This is a genomic window from Streptomyces sp. NPDC003016 (assembly GCF_053591455.1).
Map to the genome: position 1 here is coordinate 91,063 of NZ_JBSFTV010000003.1, position 17,208 is coordinate 108,270.

The following is a 17,208-nucleotide window of genomic DNA, read 5'->3' on the forward strand; positions in this document are numbered from 1 at the left end:
CGGCACCAGGGGACCGCCGACGCAAGAGAAGGGTGACAGCCATGCGCTACCGGCTCACATTCATCGCCGGACTGGCCATCGGGTACGTGTTCGGGACCCGAGCCGGCCGTGAGCGCTACGAGCAGTTGAAGAAGTCCGCACGCCAGGTCGCCCAGAACCCCGCCGTGCGCAACGCCGCCGAGTCCGCCGCCCAGAACGGCCGCGACATCGCGGGCAAGGCGCTCCACACGGTCAGCGACAAGGTCGGGGACCGGGTGCCCGGCTCCGTGTCCGAGCGGGTGCGGTCGCTGCGCGAGCGGGGCCAGAGCGGCGAGGACGACTGGGGTACGACGAACACCTAGCCCCGGGGCCGGGCGCGGCACGGCCCCGGTCCCGCATGCGGCAGAATCTTGTGCATGGGGATAGTCGCCGGCTTGGACAGTTCGTCTGGTTCTACGCGCATCGTCGTGTGCGACGCGGATACGGGTGCCGTGCTGCGGCAGGGTTACGCCCCCCACCCCGTGGAGGCGAAGTCCACCGAGGCCGATCCACAGGTGTGGCTGTTGTCACTGGGCGAGGCCGCGTCCGGCGGGCTGCTCGAGGGCGTGCAGGCCATCGGTGTATCGGCGCAGCAGCACGGCATGATCCCGCTCGACGCCCACGGCACGTCGGTCCGTCCGGCGCTGCTCGGCAACGACAAGCGGGCCCAGGTGGCGGCCGCCGATCTGGTCGACGCGCTCGGCGGACGCCAGGCCTGGGCCGAGGCCGTCGGGTCCGTGCCGCAGGCTCCGCAGCCGCTGGCGAAACTGCGCTGGCTGGCGCGCAACGAGCCGGAGTCCGCGCGGCAGACCGCCGCGGTGATGCAGCCGCACGACTGGCTGGTGTGGCAGCTGCTCGGGCGGCCCGCCCGCAGGACCACCGACCGGGGCGCGGCCTCGGGCACCGGTTACTGGTCGGCCGCCACCGGCATGTACCGGCCCGACCTGGTCGAGCTGGCGCTGGGGCACCAGGCCGCGCTGCCCGAGGTGCTCGGTCCCTCCGACGCCGCGGGGACCACGCCCGAGGGGCTGCTGATCTCCGCGGGGACCGGCGAGACGATGGCCGCGGCCTTCGGGCTCGGTGTCGGGGTCGGGGACGCCGTGGTGTCCCTGGGGGCCTCCGGTTCGGTGATGGCCGTGCACCACGAGGCGCTGGTCGACCCGAGCGGGCTCATCACGTCGTTCGCGGACGCCACCGGGATGCACCTGCCGGTCGTGCACACGCTCAATGCCGTACGGGCGCTGCGGGGCACGGCCGAGCTGCTGGGGACGGACCTGGAGGGGCTTTCGGAGCTGGCGCTCACCTCGTCGCCCGGATCGTACGGGCTCGTCCTGCTGCCGTACCTGGAGGGTGAGCGTGCGCCGCAACTTCCGCACACCGCCGGGACCTTGAGCGGGCTGCGGCGCGAGTCGATGAAGCCCGAGCACCTGGCGCGGGCGGCCTTCGAGGGCATGCTGTGCTCGCTGGCCGACGCCATGGACGTGCTGCGGGGACGGGGCGTGGAGGTGCGGCGGGTCTTCCTGCTGGGGGCCGCCGCCGAGCTGCCCGCCGTGCAGGCGGCGGCGCCCGCGATCTTCGGTACGCAGGTGGTCGTGCCGCAGCCCGCGGAGTACGCGGCGCTGGGCGCGGCCCGGCAGGCGGCGTGGGCGCTCGGGGTGGCGCAGGGCACGCTGGCCCCGCACACCCCGCCGGCCTGGCAGGGCGCGGCGGCGCAGGTGCTGGAGCCGGGCGACGAGGTGGCGGTGGGGCAGGCGGTGCGTCAGCAGTACGGTGCGACGCGGGACCAGATCCATCCCGGAGCGTTCGGGGCCTGAAGTCTTGACCCGGCGATGGGGTAATCCCTTGGAAATACCGGCGCCGGGTGTCGGAGGATGGGGTGATCCCCTCCCTTGCCGACTCCGAGAGATTTCGTGTGCTCATAAGACTCCTGCGGGCCCGTCTGGGCCCGTACAAGAAACCCGTCGCCCTGCTGGTGGTGCTGCAACTGCTGCAGACTTCCGCCACCCTCTACCTGCCCACCCTCAACGCGGACATCATTGACAACGGTGTCGTGACCGGGGACACCGGTTACATCCTGGAGTTCGGCGCCGTCATGATCGCCGTCAGCCTCCTCCAGGTGGTCTGCAACATCGGCGCCGTCCACTACGGCGCGAAGACCGCGTCGGCGCTCGGACGGGACGTGCGGGCGGCCGTCTTCGAGCGGGTGCAGAGCTTCTCGGCCCGTGAGGTCGGGCACTTCGGGGCGCCCTCGCTGATCACGCGTACGACCAACGACGTCCAGCAGGTCCAGACGCTGGTGCTGATGGCGTTCACGCTGATGGTGTCGGCGCCGATCATGTGCGTGGGCGGCATCGTCATGGCGCTCGGCCAGGACGTGCCGCTGTCGGGTGTGCTGCTCGCGGTCGTGCCCGTGCTCGGGATCGCCGTGAGCCTGATCGTGCGGCGCATGCGGCCGCTGTTCCGCGCGATGCAGGAGCGGCTCGACACGGTCAACCAGGTGCTGCGCGAGCAGATCACCGGCAACCGCGTGATCAGGGCTTTCGTGCGGGACGAGTACGAGAAGGGCCGCTTCCGGGAGGCGAACACCGCGCTGACGGACGTGTCGCTGTCCTCGGGGCGGCTGATGGCGCTGATGTTCCCCATCGTGATGACGGTCGTGAACGTCTCCAGCATCGCGGTGGTCTGGTTCGGCGCGCACCGGATCGACAGCGGCGGCATGGAGATCGGGGCGCTGACGGCGTTCCTCGCGTACCTGATGCAGATCGTGATGGCCGTGATGATGGCCACCTTCATGTTCATGATGGTGCCGCGCGCCGAGGTGTGCGCCGAGCGCATCGAGGAGGTCCTGGACACGGCGTCGAGCGTCGTACCGCCGGCCAGTCCGGTACGGGAACTGCGACGCCACGGGCAACTGGAGCTGCGGGGCGCGGAGTTCCGCTATCCGGGCGCGGAGGAACCGGTGATCAGGGACATCGGCCTGGTGGCCGGTCCGGGCGAGACGACGGCGATCATCGGGTCGACGGGCAGCGGGAAGTCGACGCTGCTCGGGCTCGTACCGCGGCTGTTCGACGCGACGGCCGGGGAGGTGCTGGTGGACGGGGTCGACGTACGGACACTCGATCCGGCGCTGATGGCGAGGACCGTCTCGCTGGTTCCGCAGAAGCCGTATCTGTTCTCCGGGACGGTCGCGACGAATCTGCGGTACGGGAAGCCGGAGGCGACGGACGAGGAGCTGTGGCACGCGCTGGAGGTGGCGCAGGCGCGGGAGTTCGTGGAGCGGCTCGACGGCGGGCTGAACGCGCCGATCGCGCAGGGCGGTAGGAACGTGTCGGGCGGGCAGCGGCAGCGGCTCGCGATCGCGCGGACGCTGGTGCGGCGGCCGGAGATCTATCTGTTCGACGATTCCTTCTCGGCTCTGGACTACACGACCGATGTGGCGCTGCGGACCGCGCTGGCGCGGGAGACGGCCGAGGCGACGGTGGTGATCGTCGCCCAGCGGGTGTCGACCATCCGTGACGCCGACCGGATCGTGGTCCTGGACGAGGGCAGGGTGGTCGGCACGGGACGCCATCACGAGCTGATGGAGAGCAACGCGACGTACCGGGAGATCGTGCTCTCCCAGCTGACGGAGGCTGAGGCGGCATGAGCGGGCCCGGTGGACGCATGATGGCCGGCGGCGCGCCGACCGAGCGGTCGATGGATTTCAAGGGCTCGGGGAAGCGGCTGCTGCGGCAGTTCGCTCCCGAACGGGTCACGTTGTGGTGGATGCTGGCGGCGGGCGTGCTGAGCGTCGCGCTCTCGGTGATCGGACCGAAGATCCTGGGGCGGGCGACCGACCTGGTCTTCGCGGGGATCATCGGCCGGCAGACGGCGGACGGCGGCAGTAAAGGACAGGTCGTCGAGAACCTGCGGGAGAAGGGCGACGGCGGGCTCGCGGACATGCTCTCCGGGGTGGACTTCGTCCCCGGGCGGGGCATCGACTTCGGGGCGGTCGGCGACGTACTGCTGCTGGTGCTCGCGGTGTACGTGGGCGCGGGGCTGCTGATGCTGGTGTCGTCGCGGCTGTCGATCCGGGTCATCAACCGGACCGTGTTCCGGATGCGCGCGGACGTGCAGGCGAAACTGTCGCGGCTGCCGCTGGGCTACTTCGACCGGCAGAAGCGCGGTGAGGTGCTGAGCCGGGCGACGAACGACATCGACAACATCTCGCAGACCATGGCGCAGACGATGGGCCAGCTCGTCAACTCCCTGCTGACCATCGTGGGTGTGCTGGCGATCATGTTCTGGATGTCGCCGCTGCTGGCGCTGGTCGCGCTGGTGACCGTGCCGCTGTCGGTGGTGGTGGCGGCGAAGGTCGGCAAGCGGTCGCAGCCGCAGTTCGTGCAGCAGTGGAAGACCACGGGCAAGCTCAACGCGCACATCGAGGAGATGTACACCGGTCATGCGCTGGTGAAGGTCTTCGGGCGGCAGGAGGAGTCGGCGGAGGCGTTCCGGGAGCAGAACGACGCGCTGTACGAGGCCGGGTTCAAGGCGCAGTTCAACAGCGGGATCATGCAGCCGCTGATGTTCTTCGTGAGCAATCTGAACTACGTGCTGGTGGCGGTGGTGGGCGGACTGCGGGTCGCGTCCGGCACGCTGTCGATCGGCGACGTGCAGGCGTTCATCCAGTACTCGCGGCAGTTCTCGATGCCGCTGACGCAGGTCGCCTCGATGGCGAACCTGGTGCAGTCGGGCGTCGCCTCGGCCGAGCGGGTCTTCGGACTGCTCGACGCGGACGAGCAGGAGCCCGACGCGGCGGGCGCGGAGCGGGCGGAGCTGCCGTCGGCCCCGGAGGGCCGGGTCGCGCTGGACAAGGTGTCTTTCCAGTACGAGCCGGACAAGCCGCTCATCGAGAACCTGTCGCTCGCGGTCGAGCCGGGGCAGACGGTCGCGATCGTCGGGCCGACGGGCGCGGGCAAGACGACGCTGGTGAACCTGTTGATGCGGTTCTACGAGGTGACGGGCGGCCGGATCACCCTCGACGGCGCCGACATCGCGAAGATGACGCGCGAGGACCTGCGGTCGGGCATCGGGATGGTCCTCCAGGACACCTGGCTGTTCGGCGGGACGATCGCCGACAACATCGCGTACGGGGCGCCGCCTTCGCGGAGCGTCACGCGCGAGGAGATCGAGGAGGCGGCGCGGGCCGCCCATGCGGACCGGTTCGTACGGACGCTGCCGGACGGGTACGACACGGTGATCGACGACGAGGGGTCGGGGGTCAGCGCGGGCGAGAAGCAGCTCATCACGATCGCGCGGGCGTTCCTGTCCGATCCGGTGATCCTGGTCCTCGACGAGGCGACGAGCTCGGTCGACACCCGGACGGAGGTGCTGATCCAGAAGGCGATGGCACGGCTGGCCCACGGCCGTACGAGCTTCGTGATCGCGCACCGGCTCTCCACGGTCCGGGACGCCGATGTGATCCTGGTGATGGAGAATGGCTCGATCGTCGAACAGGGGACGCATGACGAGCTGTTGGCGGCGGAGGGCGCGTACGCGCGTCTGTACGCGGCGCAGTTCGCTCAGGCGGTGGCAGAAGTGGACTGACTGACCATGGTGGAGAGCCCGGAGAAGAAGAGCGCGGACCGGAGCGCGCGCAGTGACACGTCCGGCCTCGCGGTCGGGATGTCGCTCGGGATGTCGATCGGCATCGCCGCCGGGCTGCTGCTCGACAACCTGGCGACCGGGCTGGCGTGCGGCATGGGCATCGGCGTGGGGGTCGGCGCCGCGGTCGATGCGCGCCGGAAGGCCGGGAAGGACGCCGCCGAGGGGGTCCGGGCCGGCGGGGGCGGCCCCGTGGACGGCGTCTGACCCCCTGACCCGGGTTGTGCGGGCGGCGCCCGGCCCGGTGGCCGGGCGCCGTCGTGTGCCGTCTTCGTGCGCCGTCGTGGTGTGCCGTCGCCGCGCTGCCCGGGCGGGTCGGCGGTCAGTCCAGGTAGCCGCGGAGCTGGTCGGCGAAGGCGTGGTCGCGGAGCTTGCTGAGAGTCTTGGACTCGATCTGGCGGATGCGTTCGCGCGTCACGCCGAAGAGGCGTCCGATCTCCTCCAGGGTGCGGGGCCTGCCGTCGGCCAGGCCGTACCGGAGCTGGACGACCTTGCGCTCGCGCTCGCCGAGCGTGGAGAGCACGGCGTCCAGATGCTCGCGCAGGAGGAGGAAGGCGGCCGATTCGACGGGGGACGCGGCGTCGCCGTCCTCGATGAGGTCGCCGAGCGCCACCTCGTCCTCCTCGCCCACCGGTGTGTGCAGCGACACCGGTTCCTGGGCGAGGCGCAGGACTTCGCCGACCCGTTCCGGGGTGAGTTCGAGGTGGGCGGCGACCTCCTGCGGGGTGGGCTCGTAGCCGCGTTCCTGGAGCATCCTGCGCTGGACGCGGACGACGCGGTTGATCAGCTCGACGACATGGACCGGGACGCGGATGGTGCGGGCCTGGTCGGCCAGCGCGCGGGACATGGCCTGGCGGATCCACCAGGTCGCGTACGTCGAGAACTTGTAGCCGCGGGCGTAGTCGAACTTCTCGACGGCGCGGATCAGGCCGAGGTTGCCCTCCTGGACCAGGTCGAGCATGGTCAGGCCGCGGCCGACGTAGCGCTTGGCGACGGACACGACGAGGCGCAGGTTCGCCTCGATCAGGCGGCGTTTGGCCGTCCGGCCCATGACCACGAGCCTGTCGAGGTCGACGGCGAGCCGGGAGTCCGGGTCGGAGACGCTGCGGAGCCTCTCCTCGGCGAAGAGCCCGGCTTCGACCTTGCGGGCCAGGTCCACCTCCTCGGCCGCGGTGAGCAGCGGGATGCGGCCGATTTCGCGCAGGTACTGCCGGAAGAGGTCGGAGGACGGGCCCCCGCTGTCGGCGCGGGCGTCGCGCCGCCGCTCGGACGCCTCCGGTGTTCCGGGGGCGTCCACCGGGTCCTCGACGAGGAGTTCGGCGTCCACGGGCTCTATGGGCTCGGCGGGCTCGGCGGGCTCTGCGGGCTCTGCGGGCTCGGCTTCGGGATGGAATTCGCCCCGGCTCTGCGAGGGGAGCGCGGTGATGACGTCGGTCGACGGCTGGGGCTGGCTCTGGGCCTGGCTCTGGGTCTGGGCCTGCACGGGGGGCGACCTCCAGGTGATCGCTGCCGGTTCGGGGGTGTGCGGCAGCGGGACGGGAGCGGCGACCGGGCCGCCGTCCGTCCCGTACACGATGAGCGGATCCGCAGGTGTGTGAGGCCCACTCGGCGTGGGCCGGCCGCGCTCCGAGGACTCAGGCACCGCCACCCAGTGTGGGGTACGACACATCACCGCCACGAGGGGCGTGCGGTGACTTTCTGGGTCCGGGCCCGGTCCGTCACCGGAGGGCCGGAGCTGTCAGAGCGCGGCCGCGCCGTGGTTGCGCAGGGACTGGGCGTACTGCTGGAGGACCCACAGCTCGTTCTGGACGGCGGCGAGCTGCTCGGGGTCGGCGTGCGGGCCGCCGAGGCGGGCCAGGGTGCCCTGGACGTCCAGGATGCGGCGGTCGACCGCGCGCAGGCGGACCCGGATCAGCTGCTCTCCGGCGTAGATCTCGTCGACGGTCTTGCGCATGATCGGCTCGACGGCGAGCTCCGTGACCAGCGCGCGCACCGTGTCGTTGGGGGCGGTCTCGCGGACCCTCGCCAGGTAGTCGGAGGTGTCCTGTGCGCCCTGTTCCGCGCCGCCCGCCTCCTCGATGACCTGGCGTACGGCGGCGTACGGCGGGGCGGTGAACTCGTCCGCCCCGTACGCGTCGAACGCCGGGGAGACCAGCTCGGGGCGCTGGAGGGCGAGCTTCAGCAGCTCGCGCTCGGTGCGGTGCGCGGGGCTGCGCAGGTTCAGCGCGGGACCGGACGGGCCGGGGGGACCGGAGGGGCCCATGTCGTACGAGGGCGCGGCCCGGCGGTCCTGGGGCGCGGCGGGGCCACGGCCGCCCCGGTCGCGCGCCCAGCGGGCGAGCTGCGCGACGCGCTTGACCACGAACTGGGTGTCGAGGATGCCGAGGATGCCCGCGAGCTGGACCGCGGACTCGTGCTGGATCGCGATGTTCTTGATGTTGGCGACGATCGGCGCGGCCTCGTCGAGCGCGGCGGCCCGCCCGGCCGGGGTCTCCAGGTTGTGCCGGGACACGACGTGGCGGATGGCGAACTCGAAGAGCGGTGTGCGCGTCTCGACCAGGGACGCCACCGCCTCGTCGCCCTTGGCGAGCCGCAGGTCGCAGGGGTCCATGCCGCCGGGCGTGATCGCGATGGACGTCTCGGCGGCGAACTTCTGGTCGTCCTCGAACGCGCGCAGCGCCGCCTTCTGGCCGGCCGCGTCGCCGTCGAAGGTGAAGACGACCTCGGCCGAGGCGTGGTCCATGAGCAGCCGGCGGAGGATCTTGATGTGGTCGCCGCCGAACGACGTGCCGCAGGTGGCGATCGCGGTGGTGACGCCGGCCAGGTGGCAGGCCATGACGTCGGTGTACCCCTCGACGACGACCGCCCTGCTGGTCTTGGCGATCTCCTTCTTGGCCAGGTCGATGCCGTACAGGACCTGGGACTTCTTGTAGATCGCCGTCTCGGGGGTGTTCAGGTACTTCGGGCCGTTGTCGTCGTCGCGCAGCTTGCGCGCGCCGAAGCCGACGACCTCGCCCGTGATGTCGCGGATCGGCCACATCAGGCGGCCGCGGAAGCGGTCGATGGGGCCGCGACGGCCCTCCTGGGAGAGACCGGAGAGGGTCAGCTCCTTGTCGGAGAAGCCCTTGCCGCGCAGGTAGCGGGTGAGGTGGTCCCAGCCGGCCGGGCTGTAGCCGACGCCGAAGTGCTGGGCGGCGTCCTGGTCGAAGCCGCGCTCGGCCAGGAACGTGCGGCCGATCTCCGCCTCGGCGGAGTCGAGCTGTTCGGCGTAGAACTGCGCGGCGGCCTTGTGCGCCTCGACCAGGCGGACGCGCTCGCCGCGCTGGTGCGTGGGGTTGTAGCCGCCTTCCTCGTACCGCAGGGTGATGCCCGCCAGGGCGGCGAGGCGCTCGACCGTCTCGGAGAAGGAGAGGTGGTCGATCTTCATCACGAAGGCGATCGTGTCGCCGCCCTCCTGGCAGCCGAAGCAGTGGAAGAGACCCTTGCTCGGGCTGACCTGGAAGGACGGGGACTTCTCGTCGTGGAAGGGGCACAGGCCCTTCAGATTGCCGCCGCCGGCGTTGCGGAGCTGGAGATACTCGGAAACAACGGCGTCGATCGGGACCGCGTCCCGGACCGCCTTCACGTCGTCATCGTTGATCCTGCCTGCCACGCGTGAAGTGTACGGCGGCGCTCGGACACTTCCGTCGGCCGAGCGGCCGGTGAACGGCCGGCCGGGCGGTCAGCCGAGCAGGGAGGCCAGGTCCACGGACGGGTCGGAGAGGGCGTAGGTGTCCACCGGGGCTCCGGAGCGGATCAGCGCCTGGACGGTTTCGGTGACATCCCACACATTCACGTTCATGCCCGCCAGGACCCGGTTCTCCTTCAGCCAGAACGCGATGAACTCGCGCTTTCCCGCGTCGCCGCGGATCACGACCTGGTCGTACGTACCGGGGGGCGCCCAGCCGGAGTACTCCAGCCCGAGGTCGTACTGGTCGGAGAAGAAGTACGGGACGCGGTCGTACGACACGTCCTGGCCCAGCATCGCGCGGGCGGCGGCCGGGCCGCCGTTCAGCGCGTTGGCCCAGTGCTCGACGCGCAGCCGGGTGGAGAGGAGCGGGTGGTGCGCCGCGGCGACGTCACCTGCGGCGTAGATGTCGGGGTCGGAGGTGCGCAGCCCGGCGTCCACGACGATGCCGCCGCCGTGCGCGCGGTCGGCCAGGTCGAGGCCCGCGGCCTCGGCGAGCGCGACGCGCGGGGCGGCGCCGATCGCGGCGAGGACGTCGTGGGCGAGGTGCTCCTCGCCGTCGTCGGTGCGGGCGGCGAGGACCATGCCGTCCTGGCCGACGATCTCGGTGAGGCGGGCGCCGAAGTGGAAGCGGACCCCGTGTTCGCTGTGCAGGTCGGTGAAGAGCTGGCCGAGCTCGGGGCCGACGACCTGGTGGAGGGGTGTCGGCTCGGGTTCGACGACGGTGACCTCGGCGCCGTAACCGCGCGCGGCGGCCGCGACTTCCAGGCCGATCCAGCCGGCCCCGGCGATGACGAGGTGCCCGTTGTCCCGGCCGAGGGAGGCCAGTACGCCGCGCAGCCGCTCGGCGTGGGAGAGGCGGCGCAGGTGGTGGACGCCGGCGAGGCCGGTGCCGGGGATGTCGAGGCGGCGCGGTTCGGAGCCGGTGGCGAGCAGCAGCTTGTCGTAGCGGAGGGCGGTGCCGTCACCGAGCACGGCCGTCCTGCTCGCGCGGTCGAGGTGGACCACGGACTGGCCGAGGTGCAGCTCGATGTCGGCCTGTGCGTACCAGCCGGGGTCGTGGACGAAGACGCTGTCGCGTTCCTTCTCGCCGGTCAGGAATCCCTTGGACAGGGGAGGGCGTTCGTAGGGATGGTCGCGTTCGTCCCCGATGAGGATCACCCGGCCGGTGAACCCCTCGCTGCGGAGAGTTTCGGCGGCCTTCGCCCCCGCCAGCCCTCCACCGACGATGACGAACGTCAGATCTGCGTCGACCACTTGGTGCCTCCTCTGTGGCTGCTCCACACTGTGCCGCCGTATTCGAGCGTCCCCCACAGAGCGTGATGGGGGAAGAGGGGGGTGGGCTGTGGGCGTGTCGCGGACCGGTTCCGGTGGTGCCGCGTCACGGGCGGCGTGGTGTCCGGGTGGTGAGCCGGGCGTGCAGGGACCGGGCGGCGGCGTCCGTGAAGCACGCGATCTGGTCGACGATCACGCGTTTGCGGGCCCTGTCGTCGGGCGCGGCGGCGAACAGCGCGCGGAACTGGGGGTCGAGGCCCTCGGGGGCGCGGGCCGTGAGTGCCTCGGCGAGTTCGGCGATGACGATGCGCTGGTCGGCGCGGAGCCGCTCCTGTTCGTCGCGCTGTATGACGTAACGGTCGGCGACGGCCTTGAGGACGGCGCACTCGTGGCGTACCTCGCGCGGGACGACCAGCTCGGCGGCGTACCGGGTGAGCCTGCCCGTTCCGTACGCCTGGCGGGTGGCGCCCTCGGCGGACAGGCAGAAGCGGCCGATGAGCTGGCTGGTCGCGTCCTTCAGCCGGGCCTGGGCGACGGCGGACCCGTCGTAGCCGTGCGGCCACCACTCCTGGTCGAGGAGGCGGTCGAGGGCCTCCGCCAGCTCCTCGGGACCGGTGTCCTCCGGTACGTACCTGCCGATCGCCACCGCGAAGACGTCCTGGCGCTCGGGCTCGGCGAAGAGGAAGTTGGGGTCGAGGTGGCCGGCGTGCAGGCCGTCCTCGAAGTCGTGCACCGAGTACGCCACGTCGTCGGACCAGTCCATGACCTGGGCCTCGAAGCACTGGCGGTGGGCCGGGGCGCCCTGGCGGACCCAGTCGAAGACGGGCAGGTCGTCCTCGTAGACGCCGAACTTCACCGAGCCGGGGTCCGTGGGGTGGGCGCCGCGCGGCCAGGGGTACTTGGTGGCGGCGTCGAGGGCGGCGCGGGTGAGGTTGAGGCCGACGCTGACCATCTCGCCGCTGTCGCGGGAGCGTACGAAACGCTTGGGTTCGAGGCGGGTCAGGAGACGGAGCGACTGGGCGTTGCCCTCGAAGCCGCCGCAGTCCTTGGCGAAGTCGTTGAGTGCCTGCTCGCCGTTGTGCCCGAAGGGCGGGTGGCCCATGTCGTGGGAGAGGCAGGCCGCCTCGACGAGGTCCGGGTCGCAGCCGAGGGCCGCGCCCAGTTCGCGGCCGACCTGGGCGCATTCGAGGGAGTGGGTGAGGCGGGTGCGGGGGCTGGCGTCCCAGACCTGGCTGCTGGAGCCGGGGGTGACCACCTGGGTCTTTCCCGCGAGGCGGCGCAGCGAGGCGGAGTGCAGCACGCGCGCGCGGTCGCGCTGGAAGGCGGTCCTGCCGGGCCGTTTGTCGGGCTCGGTGGCCCAGCGCTCGGTGGCCGCCCCGTCGTAGAGGGTGTCGTGGAGGGCGGCGTGGGGCGGAACGTGGGGGAACGGGGCCTCGTGCGGTGCGGCGGCGGCCGGTCGGTCTTCGGCGTGTGGGGCGTCGTGCGCTGTGCCTTCCATGCACCGACAGTAGACGCAGGCGGTGACAGTCGGGACTCAGGCGGCGGCCAGCTGGTGCCGGGACGTCAGGGAGCGGCCGGCGAGAGCCTGGTCGTACCGGAGCAGGAGGAGCCGTGCCAGGGCGGGGTGGGTGCCGAGCGGCGCGGCGGCGATCCGGGGCGCGGCGGCGGCGCTCTGCGCGGCGAAGCGGCCGGGTGCGGTGAAGTACGAGGCGACGGCGGCGCGGTGGCGGCCGCGTGCGGCGAGGGCGCGCAGGGCTTCGGGGACGGTGGGCGAGGCGGCGGACGCGTAGGCGGGGACGACGGGGACTCCGCCGAGGCGCTCGCTGAGCAGGGCGGCGGTGCGGCGGGTGTCGGCGGCCGATTCGGGGTCGCGGGAGCCCGCGGCCGCGAGGACGATGCCGCTTCCCGGGTGCGCGGTGTCGGATGCCTGCCAGCCGGCCTCGGTGAGGCGGGTGTACAGCGCCTCGACGAGCAGGGGGTGCGGGCCGAGCGGGGCGGCGATGCGGGTGCGCAGGTGGGGGGCGGTGGCGGCGGCCTGCGGCAGGTCGTGCTTGACGTGGTGGCCGCGGCCGAGCAGCAGCGGTACGAGCACGGCGTCGCCGCCCCGGCCGCGGTGCAGGCCCGCGAGCGTGTCGGTCAGCAGCGGCTCGTTGAGTTCGATGTGGCCGAGGCGTACGTCGAGACCCGGGCGCAGCTCGCGGACGCGCTCCAGCAGGGCGGTGACGGTGCGCAGGGCGTCGGGGTCGCGGCTGCCGTGGGCGACGGCGACGAGGGTGGGCGGCGCGGAAGGCCGGGAGGGCCGGGGCGGGGGCGGGGGCGGGGTCATCGGACGGCGGGTTCCGTTCAGGGAGACGTGCCTCAGCTGCGTGCCGAGCTGGGCGGTGACGCGGGCGAGCAGGTGCGCCGTGCTGTCGAAAGGAAGTGACTCGCGGTGTGCTGCCGACTCCGTCATGGGCCGATACTGCCGGGCTCACGTTGCCGCCTCGTTGCGCGAGGGTGACGGGTGTTTTCCGTGGCCTCACCGGCCGGGCGGGGCCGGTGTCAGGGACCGCGCCGGGCACGCCCCTCCAGTGTCCCTCGCCCCACTGGGAAATCCAGCCCGCCGAGAGGACCGTCGAAGGGGGCCGTCAGGGGGCCGCGGAGAGGGCCCTCAAGGGGCCGTGGAGGGGGAACGTCAAGGGGCCGTGGAGGGGGACCGTCAAGGGGCCGTGGAGGGGGAACGTCGAGGGGCCCCTGCCCTTCGGGCCACGGGGGAGCGGCTCGGCACCGTACGGCCGGAGAGGCTCTCCCCGCGCCGGGGCCGGGAGAGGACCGTCAGACCCCGAACAGCTCCCGGCACGGCTCCAGGCCCGCCACCTCCACCGGCACGGTCCGGGGCGCCTCCCAGTCCTTACGGCTCAGCCGCAGCCGCAGCACCGTCCTGGCCTCCCCCCGTACCGACTCCACCAGCAGGCCGTCCGGCCGGTAGCCGAGCTTCTCCGACACCCGCAGCGAACGCGGATTGTCCGTCATCGCCGCGGACGTGACATGCCGTGCCCCCAGCCCTTCGAAGGCCAGGTGCAGCACGGCCGCCCGCGTCTCCGTGCCGATTCCGCGTCCCTGGTGCGCCAGTCCCAGCCAGGAGCCGGTCTCCCCCTCCCTGGTCACCGGGAAGCTGTCCGTCATGAAGTCCTGCCGACCGACGGTCCTCCCCCGCACCGCACGGCGAGGCTGAGCGTCCACTTCTCCGGCCGCCATGCGGCGACGGTGCCCAGCACGTGCTGGAAGGTCGCCCGCGCCCGGTCCCGCGGGGACCCGTCCGTCCACGGCACCGAGAACGGCATGGATGCCTCGTCGTGCACGCCGTCGGCCGCGACGGCGGCCAGTTCGCCGAGCACGTGGCCGTCCGGCAGCGTCAGTTCGAGGCGCGGAGTCGTGATCCGCAGACCGTACAGGGGCCAGAATTGTCTCGACATGGCGAAATCATTCCAGTCGGGGGCGGGCAAGAGCATGCGATTTTCCTGGGGCACGGCACGGGCCGGGGCACAGCGGTGGGCAGCCGGACGACTGGAGCGACCGCACTTCGCACCTCGCTCCCGCCGCGCCCGGCGGCGTACCGTCCAGGCCCTCATGCTCGCCTCCGTGTTCGCGCTCGCCCCCGCGACCTGGCTGCACGCGGCCGCCGACAGCCGGGTCAGGACGACGGCCGACGCCCCGGCCCGCGACGTGGTCGTCGTCTTCGGGGCCGGCCTCCGGCAGGGCGGCCCCTCGCCGTACCTCGCGAACCGCCTCGACGCCGCAGCCGAGCTCTACCGGGCGGGCAGGGCGAAGGTCGTGCTCGTGACCGGGGACAACAGCCGGGCGGAGTACGACGAACCGGACGCCATGCGCGCCTATCTGATCGAGCACGGCGTGCCCGACGAGCGCATCGTCAGCGACTTCGCGGGCTTCGACACCTGGGACTCCTGCGTACGCGCCAAGAAGATCTTCGGAGTGGACCGGGCGGTCCTGGTGAGCCAGGGGTTCCACATCCGCCGGGCGATCGCGCTGTGCCGGTCAGCCGGGGTCGACGCGTACGGCGTCGGGGTCGACGCCAGGCATGACGCGACCTGGTACTACGGCGGCGTACGGGAGATCTTCGCGGCCGGCAAGGCGGCGCTCGACGCCGCGACCGAGCCCGCCCCGCGCTTCCTGGGGCGCCAGGAGCCGGGTGTGGCCGAAGCACTGGCGGACTGACGGCCGGTCGTGGACCGCAGGTCGCCGTGGACCAGGCGCGCCGTGTGACCGACGGCCTCCCGGCACCGCCACGCCGGCCCGGTCCCCTCATGCCGCCTCACCGGGCGGCCGGGGCCGGGCGGAGCCGGGCGTACCGGGGGCGTAACACCGGGCGCCCGTCGCCGTAACACCGCCGTCGCATGCTGACGGCATGCCCCGCACCTCCCCCGCTCCGGCCGCCGCCCCGCCGTCGACCCCCACCCACTGCCCGTACTGCGCGCTCCAGTGCGGCATGAACCTGCGCGCCGCCGCGACGGGCAGCGACGTGGTGGAAGTCGTCGAGCGTACGGACTTCCCCGTGAACCGGGGCGCGCTGTGCGGCAAGGGCCGTACCGCGCCCGCAGTGCTCTCTTCCCGGGTGCGCCTGACCGAGCCGCTGGTCCGCCGCCCCGCCACCGGCAGGCTGGAGCCGGCCACCTGGGAGGAGGCCCTCGTGAAGATCGCGGAGGGGCTCGGCCGTACACAACAGGTGTACGGCCGCGACGCCGTCGGGGTCTTCGGTGGCGGCGGGCTCACCAACGAGAAGGCGTACGCGCTCGGCAAGTTCGCCCGCGTGGTCCTGTCCACCTCGCAGATCGACTACAACGGCCGCTTCTGCATGTCGTCCGCAGCCGCCGCCCACCAGAGGGCCTTCGGCCTCGACCGCGGCCTGCCCTTCCCGCTGGAGGACATCCCGCGCACCGGCTGCGTGATCCTCGTCGGGTCCAACCTCGCCGAGACGATGCCGCCCGCGCTGCGCTACCTCACGGAGCTGAAGGAGAACGGCGGCACGCTCATCGTCGTCGACCCGCGCCGCACCCGCACCGCCGAACAGGCCGACCTCCACCTCGCGCCCCGCCCCGGCACCGACCTGGCGCTCGCGCTCGGACTGCTGCACATCGTCGTGTCCGAAGGCCGTACGGACGAGTCCTTCGTCCGAGGCCGCACGGCCGGCTGGGACGAGGCGCGGGCGGCCGCGATGGCGCACTGGCCCGAGCTGGTCGAACGCATCACCGGCGTCCCCGTCCCCCAGTTGCGCGACGCGGTGCGGATGTTCTGCGACGCGCCGACCGGCATGGTCCTCACCGCGCGCGGTCCCGAGCAGCAGTCCAAGGGCACCGACACCGTCGGCGCCTGGATCAACCTGTGCCTCGCCACGGGCCGTGCGGGCCGCCCCCTGTCCGGTTACGGCTGCCTCACCGGCCAGGGCAACGGCCAGGGCGGCCGCGAGCACGGCCAGAAGGCCGACCAGCTGCCCGGCTACCGCAAGCTCACCGACCCGGCCGCGCGCGAGCACGTCGCCGGGGTGTGGGGCGTGGACCCCGACAGCCTGCCGGGTCCGGGCCGCAGCGCGTACGAGCTCCTCGACGCGCTCGGCGGCGACATCAAGTCCCTCCTGCTGATGGGATCGAACCCGGTCGTCTCCGCACCCCGCGCCGCCCACATCGAAGAGCGCCTGCGCTCCCTGGACTTCCTCGCGGTGGCGGACGTGGTCCTGTCCGAGACGGCGGCGCTCGCGGACGTCGTCCTTCCGGTCACCCAGTGGGCGGAGGAGACGGGCACGACGACGAACCTGGAGGGCCGGGTGCTGCTGCGCCGCAAGGCGGTCGACCCGCCGCCGGACGTACGGACGGACCTGGAGGTCCTGCACTCGCTGGCCGCCCTGCTCGGCCATGAGAAGGGCTTCCCGGTCGACCCCGAGGAGGTCTTCGCCGAACTGCGCCGGGCCTCGGCGGGCGGCCCCGCCGACTACTCCGGCATCTCGTACCGCCGTATCGCCGAGGAGGACGGCGTCTTCTGGCCCTGCCCGGAGACGGCCGCGGGTGAAGACCGCCCCGCCGAGCCCCACCCCGGTACGCCCCGGCTCTTCCTCGACCGCTTCGCGACGGAGGACGGGCGCGCCCGCTTCGCCCCCGTCACCCACCGGCCGGCGGCCGAGGAGCCGGACGCCGAGTACCCGGTGCTCCTCACGACCGGCCGGGTCGTCGCCCAGTACCAGTCCGGCGCCCAGACCCGCCGCGTCGACGAGCTGAACGCGGCGGCGCCCGGTCCGTTCGTGGAGCTGCATCCACGGCTCGCGCAGCGCCTGGGCGTGTCGGAGGGCGACCGGCTGTCGGTGGTGTCACGGCGCGGGCGGGCGGTGGCCCCGGCCAGGATCACGGACTCGATCCGCTCGGACACGGTCTTCATGCCGTTCCACTGGGCGGGCGAGGGCCGGGCCAACACCCTGACGAATCCGGCGCTGGACCCGACGTCCCGTATGCCGGAGTTCAAGGTGTGCGCGGTACGGATCGAGCGCGCGCAGGACTGAG

General features: G+C 72.5%; 12 protein-coding genes and 1 pseudogene. 7 read left to right on the plus strand and 6 right to left on the minus strand.

Annotated features, from left to right (window positions below):
• Positions 1 to 41 precede the first annotated feature (41 nt).
• The 5 genes from ACWDZ4_RS03290 (at position 42) to ACWDZ4_RS03310 (ending at position 5,868) form a co-directional block, all read left to right on the plus strand.
• The gene (locus ACWDZ4_RS03290; RefSeq protein ID WP_451506751.1) at positions 42 to 341 is read left to right on the plus strand and encodes a YtxH domain-containing protein; all 300 of its coding nucleotides are present in this window, start codon (positions 42 to 44) and stop codon (positions 339 to 341) included.
• A 54-nt stretch (positions 342 to 395) separates the two neighbouring features.
• Positions 396 to 1,832 (plus strand): FGGY family carbohydrate kinase, encoded by a 1,437-nt coding sequence (locus ACWDZ4_RS03295; RefSeq protein WP_451506752.1) that lies wholly within the window; start codon positions 396 to 398, stop codon positions 1,830 to 1,832.
• A 98-nt stretch (positions 1,833 to 1,930) separates the two neighbouring features.
• Positions 1,931 to 3,664, plus strand: a complete 1,734-nt coding sequence (locus ACWDZ4_RS03300; protein WP_451506753.1) for an ABC transporter ATP-binding protein — start codon at positions 1,931 to 1,933, stop codon at positions 3,662 to 3,664.
• Positions 3,661 to 5,604, plus strand: coding sequence for an ABC transporter ATP-binding protein (locus tag ACWDZ4_RS03305; protein ID WP_451506754.1), 1,944 nt, complete (start codon positions 3,661 to 3,663; stop codon positions 5,602 to 5,604). The genes ACWDZ4_RS03300 and ACWDZ4_RS03305 overlap by 4 nt, the downstream gene beginning before the upstream one ends.
• 6 nt (positions 5,605 to 5,610) lie before the next feature.
• Positions 5,611 to 5,868 (plus strand): hypothetical protein, encoded by a 258-nt coding sequence (locus tag ACWDZ4_RS03310; RefSeq protein ID WP_451506755.1) that lies wholly within the window; start codon positions 5,611 to 5,613, stop codon positions 5,866 to 5,868.
• A gap of 115 nt (positions 5,869 to 5,983) precedes the next feature.
• Here the strand turns inward: ACWDZ4_RS03310 and ACWDZ4_RS03315 are convergent, their stop codons facing one another.
• The 6 genes and pseudogenes from ACWDZ4_RS03315 to ACWDZ4_RS03340 form a co-directional block, all read right to left on the minus strand.
• Positions 5,984 to 7,303: an RNA polymerase sigma factor gene (locus tag ACWDZ4_RS03315; protein ID WP_451506756.1), complete on the minus strand. Its 1,320-nt coding sequence runs from the start codon at positions 7,301 to 7,303 to the stop codon at positions 5,984 to 5,986.
• 96 nt (positions 7,304 to 7,399) lie between these two features.
• Entirely contained in the window at positions 7,400 to 9,313 is a 1,914-nt protein-coding gene (gene dnaG / locus ACWDZ4_RS03320) for a DNA primase (protein WP_451506757.1), read from the minus strand.
• A 69-nt stretch (positions 9,314 to 9,382) separates the two neighbouring features.
• A complete protein-coding gene (locus ACWDZ4_RS03325) occupies positions 9,383 to 10,645 on the minus strand; it encodes an NAD(P)/FAD-dependent oxidoreductase (protein WP_451506758.1) in 1,263 nt (420 codons plus the stop codon).
• Between the two features lie 124 nt (positions 10,646 to 10,769).
• A complete protein-coding gene (locus ACWDZ4_RS03330) occupies positions 10,770 to 12,161 on the minus strand; it encodes a deoxyguanosinetriphosphate triphosphohydrolase (RefSeq protein ID WP_451506759.1) in 1,392 nt (463 codons plus the stop codon).
• Between the two features lie 36 nt (positions 12,162 to 12,197).
• On the minus strand, positions 12,198 to 13,115 hold the full coding sequence (locus ACWDZ4_RS03335; RefSeq protein ID WP_451506760.1) for a sirohydrochlorin chelatase: 918 nt from the start codon (positions 13,113 to 13,115) through the stop codon (positions 12,198 to 12,200).
• 362 nt (positions 13,116 to 13,477) lie between these two features.
• Positions 13,478 to 14,097 (minus strand): annotated as a pseudogene (locus ACWDZ4_RS03340) (GNAT family N-acetyltransferase).
• 19 nt (positions 14,098 to 14,116) lie between these two features.
• On the opposite strand from ACWDZ4_RS03340, the gene ACWDZ4_RS03345 reads away from it, so the two are divergent.
• Both ACWDZ4_RS03345 and ACWDZ4_RS03350 read left to right on the plus strand, forming a co-directional pair.
• The gene (locus ACWDZ4_RS03345) at positions 14,117 to 14,878 is read left to right on the plus strand and encodes a SanA/YdcF family protein (RefSeq protein ID WP_451506761.1); all 762 of its coding nucleotides are present in this window, start codon (positions 14,117 to 14,119) and stop codon (positions 14,876 to 14,878) included.
• Positions 14,879 to 15,068: 190 nt separating this feature from the next.
• Positions 15,069 to 17,207 carry a molybdopterin oxidoreductase family protein gene (locus ACWDZ4_RS03350; protein ID WP_451506762.1) on the plus strand — a complete coding sequence of 713 codons (2,139 nt, stop codon included), beginning with the start codon at positions 15,069 to 15,071 and terminating at the stop codon, positions 17,205 to 17,207.
• Position 17,208: the final 1 nt, after the last annotated feature.

Coding starts and splice junctions, on each gene's coding strand:
- ACWDZ4_RS03310 (WP_451506755.1), top strand. CDS start 5,611: ATGGTGGAGAGCCCGGAGAAGAAGAGCGCGGACCGGAGCGCGCGCAGT.
- ACWDZ4_RS03295 (WP_451506752.1), top strand. CDS start 396: ATGGGGATAGTCGCCGGCTTGGACAGTTCGTCTGGTTCTACGCGCATC.
- ACWDZ4_RS03345 (WP_451506761.1), top strand. CDS start 14,117: ATGGCGAAATCATTCCAGTCGGGGGCGGGCAAGAGCATGCGATTTTCC.
- ACWDZ4_RS03290 (WP_451506751.1), top strand. CDS start 42: ATGCGCTACCGGCTCACATTCATCGCCGGACTGGCCATCGGGTACGTG.
- ACWDZ4_RS03330 (WP_451506759.1), bottom strand. CDS start 12,161: ATGGAAGGCACAGCGCACGACGCCCCACACGCCGAAGACCGACCGGCC.
- ACWDZ4_RS03305 (WP_451506754.1), top strand. CDS start 3,661: ATGAGCGGGCCCGGTGGACGCATGATGGCCGGCGGCGCGCCGACCGAG.
- ACWDZ4_RS03335 (WP_451506760.1), bottom strand. CDS start 13,115: ATGACGGAGTCGGCAGCACACCGCGAGTCACTTCCTTTCGACAGCACG.
- ACWDZ4_RS03350 (WP_451506762.1), top strand. CDS start 15,069: ATGCCCCGCACCTCCCCCGCTCCGGCCGCCGCCCCGCCGTCGACCCCC.